Raw genomic sequence first — 15,631 nt, forward strand, 5'->3', positions numbered from 1 at the left:
CCGATGTCCCGTGAGCCAACGGTGCTTGGTGGGCGATACTGGGTTTGAACCAGTGACCTCTTCCGTGTCAAGGAAGCGCGCTCCCACTGCGCCAATCGCCCGTGGTGACCGCCACACCGCATTCGGGTGGGCAAATCGCGAGCGGACGACGGGATTCGAACCCGCGACCCTCACCTTGGCAAGGTGATGCGCTACCAGCTGCGCTACGTCCGCCTGCCCCCAGCACCGCCGGGGACGGGCCAACTGTACCCGATGACAAGATCGCCCGGGCGACCACCCCACGCCGCCGGTGATTGCGCCGGTCACCGGCGGGGTACAGACCTCCCTCGACAGCACACCGCATCCCTGGGAAAAGGAGGCTGTCATGGGTATCGGCACCAGTATTTTTCTGCTCGCGGTGGGCGCCATCCTCACCTTCGCGCTCAACGCCAGCATCGGCGGTCTCGACCTGAACGTGGTCGGGTGGATTCTGATGGCGGCCGGCGTGGTCGGCCTGATCATGACCACGCTCGTCTGGGGGCGCCGCCGGCAGGTGGTGGCCACGACCGAGGAGCCGGTGGAGTACCGCCGGGTCGAGGAGCGTCGGGACGTCGCTCCGCCGCTGTGACCGGCGTCCGACGGAGCTGATCGGTCGTCGGGGTGGGCGGTGGCGGTCACCGGTCGGGGGTGGCCGCCACCGTCGTGCCCCGCAACCCCACTACCTGCGGTGTACGACGCGCTACCGGCCTCGGGCCGGGTCCTGATCAGCGCGTACCCGCCAACTCCTCGCTGACCGAAGCGGGCCAGTCGATGCGGTAGCGCTGTTCGGGGCCGAGGGTCCGCTCCGGGTCAAGGAAGGTACGCAGCGCCAGCGGCATCATGAGCCGCATCATCCGCTTCGCGATCGGCCCCGCCGTCTTGGTGGAGGTGGTCTGCCGGCCCCGCCGGACGATCTTCTCCACTCGCGGGCGGCGCAGCCGCTCGTAGGCGGCGAACGCCGCCGGCAGGTCGGGGCAGTCGCGCAGGCAGCGCGCCAGCTGCACGGCGCTCTCCACGGCCAGCGACGCGCCCTGACCGGAGCTGGGCGACGGGGCGTGCACCGCGTCGCCGACCAGGACCAGCCGGTCGCGGTGCCAGTGCGGTAGCGACGGCATGCTCTCGATGGACCCGATCGCCACCACGGCGGCGGGGTCGGTGTGCGCGAGCACCTGCCGGGCCGGTACGTCGTCGGCGTACACCTCGCGTAGCCGGTGCAGCCACTGCTGCGGCGGGGTCCGGTTCGCCTCCGCCCAGCTGGTCGGTCGCGGGTCGGGGACGTTGGCGAACCAGGCCGTCCGGCCGTCCGGCTGGACCCAGTAGCCGAAGAACGCGCGGGAGCCGAAGACGAAGTACATCGCCTCCGGGTCGGCGTCGGGCACCGCGTATTCGGCGGCGCCGCCGAGGTTGAGCAGCGGCAGCACCTGCGGGCCGGGCGCGGCCGGGTCGATCAGGGTACGCACCCGGGAGCGGATGCCGTCGGCACCGACCAGCAGGTCGGCGGTGGCGGTGGAGCCGTCGGCGAAGTGCGCGAGCACCCCGTCGGCGCGCTGCTCGGCGTCGACCAGGCGCTTGCCGTACACGATCGGCACGCCCTGTGCCACGGCCCGTTCGCGCAGCGCCCGCGCCAGGTCGACGCGCCACAGGCCGACGGTGACCGGCTCGATGTCGACGTGCGGGAAGGCGCCGATGCGCCCACCGCGGCCGTCGGTGACCACGGTCCGGCGCATCGGCAGGCCGACATCGCGTACGGCCTGGTCGGCGTCGACCCAGCGCAGCGCCGCCAGCCCGTTGGGGGCGAGGGTCAGGGTGACGCCGACGCCGTCGGCGGCCGACGGGTGCGCCTCGTACACCGTCGCCTCGATTCCCGCGCGGCGCAGCGCCATCCCGGTCACCGGCCCGGCGATGCCGCCGCCGACGACCAACGCACTACGGGCAGTTGTCATGTCCGGTCCCCCATGGTCTCCTGCCAGGACTTCGCATAGTCCGGCTGCTTCAGTGACTCGACCAGGTCGGTGACGAACCGTCGCTCCGCCTCCAGCAGGGCGAGGCTGTACTCCTCCTCGACCAGGAAGATCCAGGCGACACCGTCCGCGCGGGCCTCCGCCACGGTGGTCCGGGTCTCCTCGATCCGCCCGGCCAGCGCCGCCGACCGGCGGCGCAGCACCTCGACGGCCTCGTCGGGCGGCAGCAGGCTCAACAGCGACAGCGCGACGGCGAAGTGCGGGTACTCCTGGCGCGGCTGGGCGAGCAGCGTACGCAGCCAGTCGTGCACCTCGTGCCGACCGTCGTCGGTGATCGCGTACACCGTCCGCTCGGGTCGGGCGCTGTCCCGGACCGTCTCCTGTGGTGCGACGAAGCCCGCCCGGGTGAGCTGCTCGATGACCATGTACAGCGAGCTGCGGGTGTAGCGGATCTGCCGGTCCTGACCGCTCTGCTTGAGCCGCCGCCCCAACTCGTACGGATGCATCGGCTCCCAGAGCAGCCAGGCGAGCACGGCCAGGGCCAGCGGGTTGGGGACCTTGCGACGGCGCTCCACGACACCTCCTTTAGTCAGTCCTGACTATCCAGGACTGACTAAAGGGCGTCAAGGGACCATCACCGACCCGGCGGCCGACGTTATGCGAAGGAGGTGGGCCGTTCCATGACGGCCGAGCGGCACGAGGAAGCCCGCCACCGGATACCGGTGACGGGCTTCGTCTGGTCGATCAAACTGGTGGGCGATACTGGGTTTGAACCAGTGACCTCTTCCGTGTCAAGGAAGCGCGCTCCCACTGCGCCAATCGCCCTTGCTCTTACCGAGGTGGGGACGGGATTTGAACCCGCGTACACGGCTTTGCAGGCCGTTGCCTCGCCTCTCGGCCACCCCACCGAGGTTGCCCCCGTCACGCGTGGCGGCAGCTCCGAGCGGACGACGGGATTCGAACCCGCGACCCTCACCTTGGCAAGGTGATGCGCTACCAGCTGCGCTACGTCCGCACGCCCCCGGCTGTTCCCGGTGACGGATGAGAACTTTAGCCGAGCGAGGGAACGGTTGCCAAATCGGGTACCGCCCTTCGGCGCGTCCGGAAATCCCTCCCCTAGACCTTCCTAGGAGGGTGGGTCGCGAGGCAACGGCCGGCGGGATGGGAAGCCCACGGAAGGCGAAACCCAAACGGGAAAATTCCACACGAACAACTGTCTGGCTTCCGACTGTCGCAAGACGGATCAACCGGGCTTTGGTGACAGGCCGTATCCGCTTCGATGGGCTACGGTGACGGACGTGACGAGACGTGCGGCCGAAATCCGCCTGGATGCCCTGCTGCGCACCGCGTGTGACGTGATCGCGCAGCGCGGGCTGGCGAACACCCGCACGGCGGACGTGGCGCAGGCCGCCGGGGTGAGCCAGGCGCTGGTCTTTTACCACTTCGCCACCAAGGAACGGCTGCTCGCCCAGGCGTTCGCCTACGCCGTCGAGCAGGATCTGGCCCGGCTGGACGCGGTCACCCGGTCCAGCGCCCCGCCGCTGACCAAGCTGCGGCGCATGCTGCGGCTCTACACCCCGACCGGGCGCCACACGTCCTGGTCGATGTGGATCGACGGGTGGTCGGAATCGCTGCGTACCCCGGAACTGGAGAAGGTGTCCCGCCGGCTGGACCTGCGCTGGCGGCAGGACCTCGCCGCGGTGATCTCCGACGGGGTGCGCGACGGCGTCTTCGAATGTGCGGACCCGGCCGGCGCGGCCTGGCGGATCAGCGCGGTGATGGACGGCCTGGCGGTGCAGCTCGCGGTGCACGACCGGGTGATCTCCCGCCGGCAGTTCGCCGAATGGGTACGCCTGGTGACCGCCCGGGAACTCGGGCTCGATCCGGCACAACTGGACTGAGCCCCCGACGCCCTCCCGGGAACCGGTCACCGGCTGCGCTCCTGCCGGCCACAATGACGCCATGGACCTGCTGGAGACGTACCGGCGCAGCGTGGCCGAGTTCACCGAACGGGTGCAACTGGTCGACCCCGGGCAGTGGTCGGCGCCCACCCCGTGCCCCGACTGGGACGTCCGCACGCTGGTCAACCACGTGGTCGGCGAAGACCGCTGGAGCGTCGCCCTGCTCGCCGGCCGGACCATCGCCGAGGTCGGCGACCGGTACGACGGTGACCAACTCGGCGCCGACCCCGTCGAGGCCGCCCGCGACGCGGCAGCGCAGGCCGAGCTGGCCGCCACCCACCCCGGCGCGCGGGAACGCACCGTGCACCTGTCGGCCGGCGACACCCCCGCCGAGGAGTACCTGCACCAGCTGATCGCCGAGCACCTCGTGCACGGCTGGGATCTCGCCGTGGCGATCGGCGCCGACCCGAAACTGGACGCCGACGCGGTCGCCGAGTGTGCCCGCTGGTTCGCCGGGCAGGTCGACGACTACCAGCGCAACGGTCTGGTCCGCACCGGGGTGGGTGTCCCCGCCGCCGCCAGCGAGCAGGACCGCCTCATCGCCGCCTTCGGCCGCGACCCCGACTGGGTCCCGTGACGGCGAGGCCGCTCACCGGCGCACGGTCCGCCACCGCCGCCGGTCGGCCGGCCGTTCCCACTCGCCAGTCGGCCGCTCCCAGTCACCGACCGGCCCCGTCGGGACGGCCGCGACGGCGACACCGTCCGCCACCTCCGGTTCGCGGGTCAACTGGCGCAGCCGCATGAGCAGGCCCACGCCGAGGAAGAGCAGCAGACCACCGAGCAGAAAAGCCGCCTCGGTCAGGCCGATCCCGGCGCCGGACTCGGAAACCTGGTTACCGGCCGCATCGGCGGCCGGCGGCTCCGCCGCCCCACCCGCGTACCCGTCGTCGGCGGCGTCGGCCTCCTCGTCGGCCGGATCCACCGTCGGTGTGTCAGCCGGTTCCTCGGTCGGATCCACCGTCGGCACCGAACTCGGCGTCGGCGCCGCCGTGGTGGGCGGTGCCACCGCGTTCCGGCCGACCACCTCGCGCGTCGCACTCTGGCGCGACAGCAGTTGCAGGTTCTGGTCGTACGCCTCGGCGGCCAGGCTCACCTTGCCCTGCTCGACGTCGGCGGCGAACCCGATCCGGTACTGGGCGGTCACCGTACGCCCCGGGCAGAGCGTGCCGGGATCCAACTGGCGGTCGGTCAGCCGGGCCACGTCACCGTCGATGCGGACCTCCATCGGGAACGAGCCGGTCTCCTCGATCCGGTCCACCCGCACCTGGTCCAGCCGCAGCCCCTGTACCGCGAGGACCATCGACCAGCGCACCTTCAGGCAGTCGCCCTGATCCGAGCGGGACACCACAGCGGAAACCGTCGCCACCCGCCCGCCCGCCGTGAACTGGTCCGGCAGGCCGCTGAGTTCGGTGGCGAACGCCGCTTGCGCGGGTGCTGCCATGGCGACGTCCACCCCGGTGAGACAGGCCAGCACCACACCAATCCGTAGCGTGCTCCGCCACAGCCTCTTCACGATCCGTCCTCCCGTTGGTCGTCTCCATTGGCAACGCTAGGAGCGTGGGAGGCCACCCGGTAGACGGGTGTGTTCGCACCGGTTGGGAAGCAAGATGCCCCTTTTCACGTACGGTATTGAACCGCTCACCGGCGACCCGCGACACGCCGTGGAACGCGCCGGTGGACAATCACCGGGTGTCCGCGCTCTCCACCGCTTTCGTCCGGCTGCACGCCCGGCTCGCACCCGTCGCCTTCGTGCCCGAGGTGCGGCTGCATCAGGCCGACGAGCCGATCGGGTTGTGGGAGTTGACCGAGGGCGAGTTCCGCAGCGACCAGCCGCCACCGTTCTGGGCCTTCGCCTGGGCCGGTGGGCAGGGTCTCGCCCGCTACGTCACCGACCATCCGGAGCTGTTCGCCGGGCGCCGGGTGCTCGACCTGGCGTCCGGCTCCGGTCTGGTGGCCATCGCCGCAGCCCGGGCCGGTGCCGCCGCCGTACGCGCGGTGGAGGTCGACCCGTTGGCCGTCGCGGCGATCGCACTCAACGCCGAGGCCAACGGGGTACCCGTCGACGCCGAACTCGCCGACATCCTCGACGGCGACGCTGACGCCGAGGTGGTCCTCGCCGGTGACGTCTTCTACAGCGCGGCCATGGCCAACCGGGTGCTGCGGTTCCTGCTGCGCGCCGCGCGCGGCGGGGCGCAGGTGTACGTCGGTGACCCCGGACGGGCCTTCCTGCCCCGGGACCGCTTCGACGAACTCGCCAGCTACGACGTGCCGGTCAGCGAGGCGCTGGAGAGCGTACGCGTGAAGCGCACCACGGTGTGGCAGCTACGCGCGGGGCGGCCGGAGGCGGCCGGCTAGCGTGGCGCCGTGCTGTTCCGCAGCTGGGAGCAGGCCCCGGCGGCGACCGAAGGTGCCAGGGCCGGCAGTGGCGTGGCCCGGGTCGCCGACCACGTGGGCACCGAACACCTGCTGGTGACCCGGCACGCGCTGGTCCGGCAGGTGCTGACCGACCCGCAGACGTACCGACCGGACAACGCCCTGGACGCGGTCACCCCGATGCCGGTGGCCGCGCTGCGGGTCCTCGCCGCGCACCGGTTCCGGCTGCCGCCGACGCTGGCCAACAACGGCGGTGCCAGCCATCCGGGCCTGCGGGCCATGGTCGCGGACGCCCTGCACCCGAAGCGGGTGGCCGACCAGCGGGACTGGCTGGCTGCGCTGGTCCGCCAGCGGGTGGCCACGCTGACCGAAACCCTGGACACGGGTACGCCCGTCGACCTGTACGCCGACCTCGCCGCCGACCTGCCGCTGCTGGTGCTGGCCCGGCTGGTCGAACTGCCCGACGCCCCGGTCGCGGCGGTGAAGAACTTCGCCCGCGCGGCCCTGGAGCTGTTCTGGGCCCCGCTGGACGCCGACCGGCAGCAGGCCCTCGCCGCCGAGGTGGGCCGCTTCCACCGGGTGCTGCGGGAGTTCGCGGCCACCGGCGGCGGGCTCGCCGGGTCGCTGCGGGCCGCCGGGCACCCACCCGACGTGGTCGTCGGCGCGCTGTTCTTCCTGCTGGTCGCCGGCCAGGAAACCACCTCGCAGTTCCTCACCCTGCTGATGCACCGGCTCACCGGCGAGCCGGCGGTGCTCGCCGGGCTGCGCGACGGCTCGGTCGCCGCCGCCGACGTGGTCGAGGAGGGGCTACGGCTGGAGCCGCCGATCGTCACCTGGCGCCGGGTGGCCGCGGTGGACACCACGCTGGGCGGTACGGCGGTGGCGGCGGGCACCAGCATCGTGTTGTGGCTGGCCCGCGCCGGACGGGACCCGGCGGTGGTGGAGGTGCCCGACGGGTTCCGGCCGGGGCAACGCGGGTCGCGCCGGCACCTGGCCTTCGGGGCGGGCGCGCACCGCTGCGTCGGCGACCATCTCGCCCGGATGGAAGCCGCCACGGTGGTGACGGAGACGGCGTCGCTGCTGGCCGGGGTACGCGTACTCCGCGCGCCCTGGTGCCCGGACAACCTGACCTTCCGGATGCCCGACACCTTCCTGGTCCGCCGCTGAGCAGCGCACTGCTCAGCTGATCTCGTCGGCCGCTGAGCGGCGGTCAGCTGATCCCGTCGGCCGCTGGGCAGCGGTCAGCTGATCTCGTCGGCCGCTGAGCAGCCGTCAGCTGATCTCGTCGGCCCAGGCACGCCAGTCGTCGAGCACGCCGTACAGCGCCGGGGTCAGCCAGCCCGGCGCGGACCGCCGGAACACCCCGGGGTCCATCGCCCCCGCGCCGGTCGGCAGCGCGCCGAGCATCTTCGGCAGCAGGTCGCTGAGGTTGGCCCAGTGCACCAGCTCCGGTTCGGCCGGCCAGGCGCCGATCACCACTCCGGCCGGCACGGCCCGCCGGTCGAGGGCCTCCAGGGTGAGTGCGGTGTGGTTGAGGGTGCCGAGCCCGGCGCGAGCCACCACCACCGCCGGGGCGCCCAGCGACACCGCCAGGTCGGCCACCGTCCACGGCTCGCCCGAGGGTCGCAACCCCATCGGTACGAGCAGCCCACCGGCCCCCTCGACCAGCACCAGGTCGTGTTTGTCGGCCTCGTCGCGGATCGCGTCGACGGCGTTGTACAGCTCCAACGGCGGCAGTTCGGCCACCCGGGCGGCGGCCAGCGGGGCCAGCGGGTCGGGGAAGCTGGCCAGGGTGCGGCCGGTCATCGGGGCGGCCAGCCGGGTGATCGCCTCGACGTCACCGGGCTCGCCGGTGGCCGTACCGGTCTGGCCGGGTTTGACCACCGCGACCCGCAGCCCGGCCGCCTGCGCGGCAGCGGTGATGGCCGCGGTCACCACCGTCTTACCGACCTCGGTGTCGGTCCCGGTGACCAGCACCGGTCCCCGCCACTGATCCGTCATGGCGCACATTCCACGATGACCTCCAGGGCATGCTCGAAATCCGCCCGGGGCACCCCCGTGCCGATGGTCAGCCGCAGCCGGGACCGGCTGTCCGGGGTGGAGGGCGGGCGGAAACAGCCGACCGCCACACCCCGGTCCCGGCAGGCGGCGGCCCAGGCGGTCGCGGCCTCCGGACCGGGTGCGGTGACCGAGACGACGGCGGCGTCGGGGGCGGAGACGTCGAGACCGGCGGCGCGCAGCCGGCGCACCGCGTGGGCGGCCCGCTCGACCAGTTCGGCACGCCGGTCGTCGCCGGCCCGGGCCAGCTCGACGGCGGCGAGCACCCCGGCGGCCACGGCCGGCGGCAGGGCCGTGTCGTAGATGAAGGTCCGGGCGGTCTCCACCAGGTGCCGGACGTACTCGGCCGGGCCGGCCACCACACCACCGGCGCCGCCGAGCGCCTTGGACAGCGTGGCGGTGACCACCACGTCGGGCGCGCCGGTCAGCCCGGCGGCGGCCACCGCACCGGCACCGGCCGGACCGGTGACCCCGAGCGCGTGCGCGTCGTCGACCAGCAGCAGCGCACCGTACGCGCGGGCGGTCGCGTGCAGGTCGGCCAGCGGGGCCAGGTCACCGTCGACGGAGAAGACCGACTCGGTGACCACGACCGCCGGTCGTCCGGGCGCCGCCGCCAGGGCCGCCGCCACCGCGTCGACGTCGGCGTGCGGGGTGACCAGGGTCTCCGCGCCGGAAATGCGGCAACCGTCGATCAGGCTGGCGTGGTTGTGGGCGTCGGAGACCAACAGGGTGCGCGGGCGGACCAGGGCCCGGACCGCACCGAGGTTGGCCAGGTAGCCGGAGGAGAAGACCAGGGCCCCGTCGGTGCCGAGCCAGCCGGCGAGGGTGTCCTCCAGGGCGTGGTGGGCGTCGGTGGAGCCGCGGACCAGCCGTGACCCGGTGGCGCCCAGCCCGTACTCCGAGAGCGCCTTCGCCGCGGCGGCGAGCACCTCGGGATGCGTGGACAACCCCAGGTAGTCGTTGCCGGCCAGGTCGACCACGGCGTCACCGGCGGTACGCGGATGCAACCGGCGGGTGAGCCCCGCCTTCGCCCGCAGCTCGGCACGGCGGTCCAGCGCCGCCAGCCAGTCCGCCACCGCCACGTCCCTTCCCTGCCGGTTACCACCCGTCGCGCCGTCGTCGTCCGGTCGGACGCCGTCGCCGGTCGGGCGCTTCCGCCGGGCGAAGTTACCACCCGTACGGGGTACCGCGGCGCGGCGCCGTACGGCTCGCCGCACGCCCCGCGCCGCGCGTGCGGGCGGCCCGCCCGCGCTCGTTTCCGCCCGCTGACCGGCCTTGTAGGGTACGAGCCATGCCAGAGATCCTCGACCAGGCCCGGACCCAGGTGCTGGAGAACGGCGTCGGCCTCGACCAGGCCGGCGTCCTCGCGGTGTTGAACCTTCCCGACGAGCACATCACCGCCACCCTCCAGCTCGCCCACGAGGTACGGATGCGCTGGTGCGGCCCGGAGGTCGAGGTCGAGGGCATCGTCTCGCTGAAGACCGGCGGCTGCCCGGAGGACTGCCACTTCTGCTCGCAGTCGGGCCTGTTCACCTCGCCGGTACGGTCGGTCTGGCTGGACATCCCCTCGCTGGTCAAGGCGGCCAAGCAGACCGCCGCCACGGGCGCGACCGAGTTCTGCATCGTGGCCGCCGTGCGCGGCCCGGACGCCCGGCTGATGAAGCAGATGCGCGAGGGCGTCGCCGCGATCAGGGCGGAGGTCGACATCCAGGTCGCCGCCTCGCTGGGCATGCTCACCCAGGAGCAGGTCGACGAGCTGGTCGAGATGGGTGTGCACCGCTACAACCACAACCTGGAGACCTGCCGCTCGTACTTCCCGAACGTGGTCACCACGCACTCCTGGGAGGAGCGCTGGGAGACCCTGCGGATGGTTCGTGAGTCCGGCATGGAGGTCTGCTGCGGCGGCATCCTCGGCCTCGGCGAGACGGTGGAGCAGCGGGCCGAGTTCGCCGCCCAACTCGCCGAGCTGGACCCGCACGAGGTGCCGCTGAACTTCCTCAACCCCCGTCCCGGCACCCCGCTGGGTGACCGCCCGGTGGTCGAGGGCAAGGACGCGCTGCGGGCCATCGCCGCGTTCCGGCTGGCCATGCCGCGCACCATCCTGCGGTACGCGGGCGGCCGGGAGATCACCCTGGGCGACCTGGGCACCCGCGACGGGCTGCTCGGCGGCATCAACGCGGTGATCGTCGGCAACTACCTGACCACCCTCGGCCGGCCGGCGACCGACGACCTGAAGCTGCTCGACGATTTGAAGATGCCGGTCAAGGCGCTCTCGGCGACGCTGTGACACACCCGGGCGACGCGCTGACACCGACGGCTGCCGCCGCCGGCGGGCCGTGGTGCGACAGGTGCGGCGAGGCCACCGGGACCGGAGCGCACGAGGGGTGCGCGGCGGCCCGGGCGCTGGAGCCGCCCCGGTACTGCGCGCGCTGCCGGCGGCGGATGAAGGTGCAGGTGTTGCCGGTCGGCTGGTCGGCGACCTGCGTCGAGCACGGCGAGACGCGAGGCTGACATGCTGCTGCGCGGGGAGGCGGTGACGCTGCGCCCGGCGGGCGCCGCCGACGTGCCGGCCCTCGCGGCCATCCGCGCCGAACCGGAGGTACGCCGCTGGTGGCGTGGCGGCGACGACCTGGCAGCCGCCGTCGAGGCGGACCTCGCCGACGACGACCTGACCGTGTACGCCATCGAGCACGGCGGACGGGTGGTCGGCGCGATCCAGTGGTACGCCGAGGAGGACCCGGACTACCGGCACGCCAGCCTGGACATCTTCCTCGACCCGTCGGTACGCGGTGCTGGGCTCGGCGGCGACGCCATCCGCACCCTGGTCCGGCACCTGATCGACGCCCACGGGCACCACCGGTTCACCATCGACCCGGCGGCGGCGAACACCGCCGCGATCCGGGCGTACGCCAAGGTCGGTTTCCGCCCGGTCGGCGTGCTACGCCGCTACGAGCGCGGCGCGGACGGCCGCTGGCACGACGGCCTCCTCATGGACCTCCTCGCCACCGACCTCCCCACCTGATCCCACCCCACCCCACCCCCACCCCCACCCCCACCCCCACGCCCACGCCCACCCCCACGCCCGCGCCCGCGCCCGCGCCCGCGCCCGCAGAGATGATCAAGAAGTTTTGGTCAAATCGGCGCCGGATCCCGACCAAAACGTCTTGATCAACAGGGTCAAGCTGGGCGGGGGGTCAAGCTGGCCGGGGGGTCAGCGGCGGGGGGTGGGGGTGGTGGTGCGGGCGGCGACGAAGGCGGTGGCCTGGCCGTGGAAGCCCCGGTAGTTCAGGTGCGCGGCGAGACTGAAGCCGCCCTGGCAGAACCGGTCGTTGGCGTTGCAGTACGACTGGGTGCGGTCGGCGAAGGCGTTCAGTCGCCCGGAGCCACGCGGAAACACGCCGGAGCGCCGACCGTCGGTGACGTTGAACGGCTCACCGGCGGTGAACGTCGGGTCGCCGAAGAGCAGCACGGCGGAGACCCGGGCGGCGAGGTCGGCGGGCAGCGCGGCCCCGGGGGCCAGTCGGCTGCCGCCACCGACCAGTGCGTCGCCCATCACGTCGGCGCCCTGCGAGTAGCCCGCCAGCACGAATCGGGTGTCGGGGCAGGTCGCGGCGGTGGCCGCGAGGACCCGCTGCACCTCGGCGACACCTTGCCGCACGCTCGCGGTGTAGTTGGCCGAGGCCGGGTAGTCCAGCGCGGTGGTCCGTACGGTCTGTGGCACCTCGCGGGTGATCTGCTGGGCCAGCGGCGTGAGTACGACGCCGAGGCCGGGCCGTTCGGTGGTGCCGCGAGCACCGATGATCTCCAGTTCCGGGCAGGTGTTCCGGGGCGCCTCGGCAGCGAACGTCAGCGGTGCGACCGCCAACCCGGCCACCGCCACCACCGCGGCGGCCACGAAGGCCGGCAACCGTCTCCCACCTGTTCGAATCCGACGTCCGTTCATGATCCAGCTCCTTCCGTACCCCTCGACACGGGTGTCGAGGGGTACGGAAGGCCGGGCCGGGACGGTCGGGGCGGATGGACGTTCTCACACCTGCGGCCAGGAGTGAACCAACCGCCCCCACCTGCGTGGATTGATCAGGAGGTGGTGCAGGTGGCGCCGTTGAGCGTGAACGCGGTGGGCCTCGGGTTGGTGCCGGTGTGGGTGCCGTTGAAGCCGATGCTCACCGACGCGCCGGGCGCCAGGCTGCCGTTGTAGGAGAGGTTCGTCGCGGTCACCGCCGTACCGGTCTGCTGGAAGGTCGCCCCCCAGCCCTGACCGACCCGCTGCGCGGAGTTCGGGAAGGTGAAGGCCAGCGTCCAGCCGTTGATCGCCGTCGTGCCGCTGTTGGTGATCGTGATGTTGGCGGTGAAGCCGGTGCTCCAGTCGTTCGTGCTCCACCCGATCCGGCAGGACGAGGTGGGTGGTGACGCCGGCGTGGTCACGGTCACCATCGCCGACGGCGGCGAGGCGTTACCGGCCGCGTCGATGGCGACCACGTAGAAATAGTTTGTCGACTGCGGGCGCAGCCCGGTCACCGGGTAACTGGTGCCGGCGACCGTGCCGAGCAGGACCTCACCCAGCTCCGTACGGTAGATCCGGTAACCGGTGACGCCCACGTTGTCGGTCGACGGGGTCCAGGTGAGCGTCGCTCCGGTCGAGGTGATCGCCGACGCCGTCAACCCGCCGGGCGCGGTCGGCGGGGTGGTGTCGCCCTCGTCGACGGCGGGAGTGGTCACCGTCAACGACGGCGACGCGGTCGAGCTGTTGCCGGCCTTGTCCCGCGCCAGCACGCTGAACACGTACGTCCGGGCGGGGATCAGGTCACTTATCGTCAGCGAGTTGGTGCTGCTGTTGCGGATCAAGATCGCGTCGCTGCCGATCATGCGGATGCTCACGTTGTAGACGTCGATCCCGCTGCCGGTGTCGGTGGACGGCGGCCAGGTCAGGGTCACCGATCGGGAGGTGAGCCCGGAGGCCACCGGGGTGCCGGGGACGGTCGGCGGGGTGGTGTCCGGGGTGGACGTCGGCTCCTGCCCCCACACCCGGGTTCCGCCGACGTAGAGCGGCACGTTGCGGTTCGGACCGGCGGTGGTCTGGTACGACGGGTCGTTGGCCGGGTTCCAGCTACCACCCTCCGGCACCCCGATCTTGAACTGCACCTCCATCCGGTGTTGCGACTGGCCAGCCGGGGCGATGGTGTGTCCGGTGCAGTCGACCTCGACGTACCAGAGGTCACCGCTCACCTGTCGGGCCGTCGACGGCGACGGGCAGCCCTGGGTGTAGCCGGGGGTGACCTGCACCGACCCGGCGCCGTCGGTGCGGAAGTAGTAGCGGAACCTCGCGTCGGTGAGCGCCCGCGCCGGGAAGGCCGACTTGTTGTAGATGATCGCCTTGAGTCCGGTGGCCCGAGTCTCGTTCTGCATCACCGTGGTCTCCACGGTCAGCTCATCGATGTCGGGCCGCTCGACGCCGGGGAAGCCGGCCAACGGCGTACCCCCGAACTCCTGGGTGAGCCGGGCCAGCGCGGAGGTGAAACCGGCGTTGTAGTCGGTGGCGACCTCGTTCATCACGTAGTCGGACCGACTGTCGGTGTACGCGTCGTTCGGGGACGAGGGCCCGCCGACCAGGGCGCCGAAGAGGGTGTGCCGGGTCTCGGTGGGTACGGTCATGCTGTCCCACCAGGAGCCGTGCGCGGTGCGGTGGTGCGGGTTGCGCGGCGGATTGGCGCCGAAGCCGATCACGTAGCTGGAGTTGCGCGGGTTGTCGCCGAGCGCGTAGTTGATCTGCCGGACGGCGAAGTCCTTGTAGCGGGTCTTGCGGGTCGCGTCGGTGGTCTTGTCGCTGTAGACGAGAGCGGCGAACGCGGTGTTGGCCGCGTAGCGCAGCGCGCCCCACGAGTCGAGCACCGCCATCCCGCCGGGCGAGTAGCGGACCCGCTCCCCGTTCACCCCGACGGTCCAGAAATCCAGCCACCGGTTCGCGTCGTCCACGTACTTCTGCTTGCCGGTCAGGTTGGCCAGCAGCACGTACGCGCCGAACTGCTTGTTGTCCCAGGCCACCGTCCACTTGTAGGAGCGGGTGGTGGTCTGCGGCTCGGTGCCGAGCCGGTCGTACTCGCTCTCCGCCTTGGTCAGGTACGCGGCGTCGCCGGTGGCCCGGTACAGCCAGATCGCGCCCCACACCAGCTCGTCCTGGTAGCCGCTCCACGAGCGGTAGAAGCTGGTCGCGTCGGTGATGCACTCGTGGTAGCTCTTACGCACGGTGTCGGCGAAGGTGTAGAGCTGCCGCGCGTGGGTGAGCAGCCGGTCGGCGTACGCGGCGTCGGTGGGCCGGAACACCATGGACGACGCGGCCATCGCCGCCGCCGTCTCCCCCGCCAGGTCCGCGCCGCCGCAGCTCGCATCGATCTTGTACGCGGGCCGCGCCATCGGCATCACCTCGGCCGGACCCCACCACTTGTGGTCGTCGTCGCCCTTGCCCACCTGGCCATAGAGCACGTTCGGCGAGGGGTGCGCCTTGATGAAGTAGTCGTTGACGTACCGCAGGTTGTTCAGCAGGTGGGTGAGCTGACCGGAGGCGGCGTAGCCGGACCGGTACTCCACCGCACCCCAGGCGAGCATGGTCGCGCTGAACGCCATCGGGAAGCCGAACTTGACGTGGTCACCGGCGTCGTACCAGCCACCGGTGAGATCCAGCCCGACGTCCGCGCCATCCCTCAGCGCCGAGTCGTCACGCCAGGAGACGCGGTTCCAGTCCGGCAGCTTGCCGGACTGCTGCGCCTCGTAGAACAGCAGCGACTTCTGGAGCGCCTCGGCGTAGTTGAAGGCCGGCGCGGCGGCGGTCGGGGCGGCCCCGACGGTCGGGGCGGCGACGGATCCCGTCGCGGGTACGCCGATCGCCAGCGCGAGCCCGGCGACCAGCGCGGTACCGGCGGCCAACAGCCGACGCGGCCGGTGCCGGCGCTCGCCGGCCGGCCACGACCAGCGCTGATCGACGCCAGCGGGACGGGGTCGAGGTTGGCCGGCGCCGACCCGGCGCGACCATCCGATGTGGTGCATATGACTGCTCCTGTCGGTGCGGGCGGGCAGCACCGGTCGAACCCGGGGACGGACGCGCCGGGAAAGACGGCTGCCGAAGGTGGTGGGGTGATCCGATGAGAGCCGGGAGCGCTCCCATGGATAGTCAACAATGTAATGCGACCGACGAGGGCTTGGGAAGGCCGAACCGACCGGGTGCCGTCCCAGCGTCACCACCGCCTTCGGCGTTACACCGACACG

The 15,631-nt window shown here is 72.2% G+C and carries 15 protein-coding genes and 5 tRNA genes; 8 read left to right on the forward strand and 12 right to left on the reverse strand.

Translation table 11 applies throughout. The annotated features are described in order from the left end of the window. Window positions 1-26: 26 nt before the first annotated feature. Window positions 27-101, reverse strand: a tRNA-Val gene (locus tag E0H26_RS24570). A 39-nt stretch (window positions 102-140) separates the two neighbouring features. Then, a tRNA-Gly gene (locus E0H26_RS24575) sits at window positions 141-213 on the reverse strand. Between the two features lie 151 nt (window positions 214-364). Between E0H26_RS24575 and E0H26_RS24580 the strand changes: the two genes are divergently transcribed. Beyond that, window positions 365-607: a DUF6458 family protein gene (locus E0H26_RS24580; protein WP_131307705.1), complete on the forward strand. Its 243-nt coding sequence runs from the start codon at window positions 365-367 to the stop codon at window positions 605-607. Window positions 608-743: 136 nt separating this feature from the next. On the opposite strand, the gene E0H26_RS24585 is transcribed toward E0H26_RS24580, so the two are convergent. The 5 genes from E0H26_RS24585 to E0H26_RS24605 form a co-directional block, all read right to left on the reverse strand. Beyond that, on the reverse strand, window positions 744-1,961 hold the full coding sequence (locus E0H26_RS24585; protein ID WP_131307707.1) for an FAD-dependent oxidoreductase: 1,218 nt from the start codon (window positions 1,959-1,961) through the stop codon (window positions 744-746). Next, window positions 1,958-2,554, reverse strand: coding sequence for a PadR family transcriptional regulator (locus E0H26_RS24590; protein ID WP_131307709.1), 597 nt, complete (start codon window positions 2,552-2,554; stop codon window positions 1,958-1,960). The genes E0H26_RS24585 and E0H26_RS24590 overlap by 4 nt, the downstream gene beginning before the upstream one ends. 175 nt (window positions 2,555-2,729) lie before the next feature. Further along, window positions 2,730-2,804, reverse strand: a tRNA-Val gene (locus E0H26_RS24595). Window positions 2,805-2,816: 12 nt separating this feature from the next. Continuing rightward, window positions 2,817-2,887, reverse strand: a tRNA-Cys gene (locus E0H26_RS24600). Window positions 2,888-2,921: 34 nt separating this feature from the next. Beyond that, window positions 2,922-2,994: transfer RNA gene (locus tag E0H26_RS24605), tRNA-Gly, on the reverse strand. A gap of 283 nt (window positions 2,995-3,277) precedes the next feature. On the opposite strand from E0H26_RS24605, the gene E0H26_RS24610 reads away from it, so the two are divergent. Both E0H26_RS24610 and E0H26_RS24615 read left to right on the forward strand, forming a co-directional pair. After that, window positions 3,278-3,880 carry a TetR/AcrR family transcriptional regulator gene (locus tag E0H26_RS24610; RefSeq protein WP_131307711.1) on the forward strand — a complete coding sequence of 201 codons (603 nt, stop codon included), beginning with the start codon at window positions 3,278-3,280 and terminating at the stop codon, window positions 3,878-3,880. A gap of 61 nt (window positions 3,881-3,941) precedes the next feature. Beyond that, entirely contained in the window at window positions 3,942-4,517 is a 576-nt protein-coding gene (locus E0H26_RS24615) for a TIGR03086 family metal-binding protein (RefSeq protein WP_131307713.1), read from the forward strand. Window positions 4,518-4,529: 12 nt separating this feature from the next. On the opposite strand, the gene E0H26_RS24620 is transcribed toward E0H26_RS24615, so the two are convergent. Next, entirely contained in the window at window positions 4,530-5,453 is a 924-nt protein-coding gene (locus E0H26_RS24620; RefSeq protein WP_131307715.1) for a hypothetical protein, read from the reverse strand. 176 nt (window positions 5,454-5,629) lie between these two features. Between E0H26_RS24620 and E0H26_RS24625 the strand changes: the two genes are divergently transcribed. Beyond that, window positions 5,630-6,295, forward strand: coding sequence for a class I SAM-dependent methyltransferase (locus E0H26_RS24625; RefSeq protein ID WP_131307717.1), 666 nt, complete (start codon window positions 5,630-5,632; stop codon window positions 6,293-6,295). 12 nt (window positions 6,296-6,307) lie between these two features. Beyond that, window positions 6,308-7,480: a cytochrome P450 gene (locus tag E0H26_RS24630; protein ID WP_240742349.1), complete on the forward strand. Its 1,173-nt coding sequence runs from the start codon at window positions 6,308-6,310 to the stop codon at window positions 7,478-7,480. Between the two features lie 105 nt (window positions 7,481-7,585). Here the strand turns inward: E0H26_RS24630 and bioD are convergent, their stop codons facing one another. Both bioD and E0H26_RS24640 read right to left on the reverse strand, forming a co-directional pair. After that, entirely contained in the window at window positions 7,586-8,323 is a 738-nt protein-coding gene (gene bioD / locus E0H26_RS24635; protein WP_131307721.1) for a dethiobiotin synthase, read from the reverse strand. Further along, window positions 8,311-9,447: an 8-amino-7-oxononanoate synthase gene (locus E0H26_RS24640; protein ID WP_131307764.1), complete on the reverse strand. Its 1,137-nt coding sequence runs from the start codon at window positions 9,445-9,447 to the stop codon at window positions 8,311-8,313. The genes bioD and E0H26_RS24640 overlap by 13 nt, the downstream gene beginning before the upstream one ends. Window positions 9,448-9,662: 215 nt before the next feature. On the opposite strand from E0H26_RS24640, the gene bioB reads away from it, so the two are divergent. Genes bioB through E0H26_RS24655 form a run of 3 tightly spaced genes read left to right on the forward strand, consistent with a single transcriptional unit; the run spans window position 9,663 to window position 11,393 of the window. Next, on the forward strand, window positions 9,663-10,658 hold the full coding sequence (gene bioB, locus E0H26_RS24645; RefSeq protein ID WP_131307723.1) for a biotin synthase BioB: 996 nt from the start codon (window positions 9,663-9,665) through the stop codon (window positions 10,656-10,658). Beyond that, window positions 10,655-10,882, forward strand: a complete 228-nt coding sequence (gene bsaP, locus E0H26_RS24650) for a biotin synthase auxiliary protein BsaP (protein WP_240742346.1) — start codon at window positions 10,655-10,657, stop codon at window positions 10,880-10,882. The genes bioB and bsaP overlap by 4 nt, the downstream gene beginning before the upstream one ends. A 1-nt stretch (window position 10,883) precedes the next feature. Further along, window positions 10,884-11,393, forward strand: coding sequence for a GNAT family N-acetyltransferase (locus E0H26_RS24655; RefSeq protein ID WP_420812877.1), 510 nt, complete (start codon window positions 10,884-10,886; stop codon window positions 11,391-11,393). 189 nt (window positions 11,394-11,582) lie between these two features. Here E0H26_RS24655 and E0H26_RS24660 read toward each other — a convergent pair whose 3' ends face one another. Further along, a complete protein-coding gene (locus tag E0H26_RS24660; RefSeq protein WP_131307725.1) occupies window positions 11,583-12,314 on the reverse strand; it encodes a cutinase family protein in 732 nt (243 codons plus the stop codon). 134 nt (window positions 12,315-12,448) lie between these two features. Further along, window positions 12,449-15,412 (reverse strand): glycoside hydrolase family 9 protein, encoded by a 2,964-nt coding sequence (locus E0H26_RS24665; RefSeq protein WP_131307727.1) that lies wholly within the window; start codon window positions 15,410-15,412, stop codon window positions 12,449-12,451. Between the last annotated feature and the right edge of the window lie 219 nt (window positions 15,413-15,631).

Source organism: Micromonospora zingiberis, from assembly GCF_004331455.1.
GTDB classification, from domain to species: domain Bacteria; phylum Actinomycetota; class Actinomycetes; order Mycobacteriales; family Micromonosporaceae; genus Micromonospora; species Micromonospora zingiberis.